At 40.7% G+C, this 3,448-nt stretch carries 3 protein-coding genes; 2 read left to right on the forward strand and 1 reads right to left on the reverse strand.

The genetic code is table 11. The features are described from left to right. Positions 1 to 55 precede the first annotated feature (55 nt). Positions 56 to 793, reverse strand: coding sequence for an HNH endonuclease (locus tag HBA93_RS17650; RefSeq protein ID WP_221724159.1), 738 nt, complete (start codon positions 791 to 793; stop codon positions 56 to 58). A 422-nt stretch (positions 794 to 1,215) separates the two neighbouring features. Here HBA93_RS17650 and HBA93_RS17655 point away from each other — a divergent pair, with 422 nt between their 5' ends. Then, complete coding sequence (locus HBA93_RS17655; protein ID WP_221724160.1) at positions 1,216 to 2,124, forward strand: DUF4238 domain-containing protein; 909 nt, start codon at positions 1,216 to 1,218, stop codon at positions 2,122 to 2,124. Positions 2,125 to 2,131: 7 nt separating this feature from the next. Continuing rightward, the gene (locus HBA93_RS17660; protein ID WP_221724161.1) at positions 2,132 to 3,076 is read left to right on the forward strand and encodes a DUF2971 domain-containing protein; all 945 of its coding nucleotides are present in this window, start codon (positions 2,132 to 2,134) and stop codon (positions 3,074 to 3,076) included. The last annotated feature ends 372 nt before the right edge of the window (positions 3,077 to 3,448 follow it).

Consider the following 3,448-nt stretch of genomic DNA (forward strand, 5'->3'; position numbering starts at 1 on the left):
GAAACTGCCATAATTCTTCTCCTTAATGACAAATAGTCTATTTAAGGAGGCGGAATCAAACCGTGACAAGTCCAGACTCACTACCTAAAAGACGCTCATCAATCTGGATCAAGCCTTGCGCATCTATGTAGACTAAGCCTTTGTCAAAAAGGGTATGCATATCTGCTCGGAGTAATAGTCCATTGTCTGTGCGGTGTGTATGTTTACCGCGATAAGGGTGGATGTGAGCCGCTTCTAAAATCTCAACGACTCCGCATCCAGTAATCGCACACTTGCCTTCATACGCTTTCAGCAGAGCATTACGGAAATCATGCTGCCCTTCGCGAAGTGCAATAGCGCGTAGCTCCCAGACGCGTGCATCATATTCATTTTCAATGGCTGGTTTGTTTTCTAACGCAATCTGTCTGTGGGCTTCTTCTAGGGCAAAGCTGACCGAACTGATTTGCACGGCTTTCCAGACGCCTTCGGAGTCTGGGCGGATATCCCAGATGCCATGTTTTGATTGATTATAAAGAAGATATGTCGTTTCGCTTGAAGACTGCTCACGAAAAAGAACATCTTTTTTGTTCGCTTGATCGCTTCTGAAGCTTTTGCGGCCTTTATCATGATGCCGGCGGTTATGATCATTCACGCATAAAAGCCTTGCATTTTCGCGAACATCAGTATGGTTCTCGCCAGGGTAATTCTCTCCTAACCAGCGCGTTAAATCTTTGATAGTTGCTCTGCCATTCAACGCTACAACAGCATCATACACATGCCAGTACTTCCAGTTGCCGCGATTGAGTTTGTCCATGTTCATCCTTCGATTCTGGCGATCAAAAATTGAAAAATGCCATGAGAGCCTAAACTCGTAATGTGAATTATTTTATTTTTACTAATTAACTTTGATCTGTAAACCAAAAGACAGGTTTATTAAAATGATTGTGAAAATAGAATCTCATCTCGGAGGGCAAAAGGAGTGGCATTCTTGTTGGATTTAATACTTACAAATTGCTTTGTCATAGATTGCTACTCAGAAAGGGGCATCAGTGTGTATTTTGCCGCCACCTTGAGAGAGGCAAGACTTGCTCCATGTTTTGCATGAATTATCATGCAAAAATTCGGGCTTAAATACTATCTTAAGCTCATCACCAAAGTTCGAAAATACGTTGAAAGCATTTCTAACAAGTATGCCTAGGAGGCTCGACTTGTGTTGGAAATTAGAAGGTAATGATAGTGACTGATTTTAGAAGCGTGCCAAAATTTGAGAAAAAAAACCATCATTATGTTCCTAGATTTTGGCAGCGCCATTTCTATGGCTTAAATGGAGGTCTCTTCAAGACACAGGCAGGGGGCTATGTAACAGCTAGTGTTGCCAGTACAATGACTTCGGATTGGACATACACATCATTCGATGAATATTGGCGTCCAATGGATACAGTTGAAGATAATCTATCAGAGTACGAAAACGATGCTGCGTTACTTTATCAAAGGATACTTCCTCTGGGGGTGGTCGTAACGAATGATGACTGGGTTTCTCTTTGTGCGTGGCTTGGTGTTTCAGCAACACGCCATCCAAATGTTATGGCCAAGTCTAATCAGCTAGGAGCAGATTTTTTACGCTCCTTAAAGGCAGAAAATGATCAATTCCTATCTTATGAACATTTAAACGATTATTTTGAAGCCAATCTGGGGAGCTCTCTTCGGAGGGATGAATATGAGAAAATAATTGAGATCGGTTCTCATGGATTAGAGGCCGTAGCTCGATATATTGAAAAAATGTTACCATATGCCCCTGAGCTTCCACAGACGGATGCATTACTTGCGAAAGACTTAATTTCGCAAAGTATACAAGAGATGGATCTGGTTTTGATAGATGCTCCAACTGGGTATGAATTTATCTTGGGTGACAATCCTCTGCCAAATGATAAGCTTGGTGTCGGGTTTACCGTTCCGCTAAGTAAAGCTGTAGCTTTGATGGCTTGTATTTGTCAGGATTCGGATAATCCTCAAAGGGATAGGCGGGGGGGAACTGCGGCTGAGGTGGAAAAAATCAATCTTGAACAAATAGGTAGGTCAAAAGTAGCAATTTCATCTTCTAAAGATATTTTGAAAGTATATGTAGAAAAATATGATGCTAATTGAGTAATCGTTGAAAGATTCAGAAATGCTATCTAATGATTTTTTTAGTCCTGAAGATTTTGAAATTTCTGCGCCGCCGCCGTTTCTTTATAAGTATATGGTTGCTGATCGTGTTGATGACGTTTTGGATACTGGGCACGTGAAGTTTACGCATCTCATGGATACAAATGATTCTTTTGAAGTTCGGAAGACTTTTAAACGTTTTGCTGGTCCTAAGTTTATTGCGATGATGACGCGAGCGGCGAGTTCAAAGGCAATGTCGGAGCATATTGATCAACAGTTTCAACAAAAACTTGCTGAGTTAACGCAAAATAACTTTCATCCTTTAATCTTAGAACAAATTAAGCAGTCAGAGCAAATCGTAAAGGGGTTTGTAAAGTCCCAGTTGGAGAGTTCTATTGGTATGCTCTCAGAGCAAATCAATAATGATTATACACCAGAGAAATTCTTATCAGAAATGGGGGCTACTCTTTTGTGTTTTTCATTGTCCGAGCGCTATGACACAGCTGCGATGTGGGCGCATTACGGTGGAAATCATAAAGGGTTCGTAATTGCATTTGATACATCTCACCCATGGTTTAAAAACGATAAGGATACTGAAAGTTCTAAATTAAAACAGATTATATATCTTGATGATCAAAAGGATGAGCTTTTTGATGATTTGCAAGCGGCGTTCTCTTCGAAAGCTACAGACTGGGCGTATGAGAGGGAATGGCGTATGAATTGCACAGTGGAGGAAATTGAGAGGACTGTTGGTCAGGGCAGTGATTGTATTCACTTACGCTCTTTCCCATCAGAAGCGGTTTCTTCAGTAATTTTAGGGGCTAAAGCTTCAAGTGTTACAGCAGATAAGGTACGGGATATTCTGAATAAGAAGTATCCGCATGCAAAGTTACAGCGGGTAACACCGCAACCGATGATGAGTACCTATTTGTTGAGTAATGTAGCGCGATGAGTATTTTTTAGTTTAAAATTTGTGACATCCAAAATTATTTATGGTGTTCTGAATGTATAATTCATTGTACCTAAGATCCCGGCTTTTATAATTGTCATTCTTCCAACTATTTGAATTTGTTTGATCTTTATTTGAGCGTCCGGCATATCTGTGCTATAAAATAACTGTGCTTTAGCAATGTTATAAAAGGTGCGCTATGAAGGTCTATGGATACGCCCGTGTTTCGACTGTCGAACAGGCCGTAAATGGTGACAGCATAGAGACTCAGAAGGCTAAAATGGCAGGCTATGCCATGATGGACTTGTCACGGTTTGATTCCGCCTCCTTAAATAGACTATTTGTCATTAAGGAGAAGAATTATGGCAGTTTCAC

It is taken from the genome of Ochrobactrum sp. SFR4, assembly GCF_019730395.1.
Classification (GTDB): Bacteria; Pseudomonadota; Alphaproteobacteria; order Rhizobiales; family Rhizobiaceae; genus Pseudochrobactrum.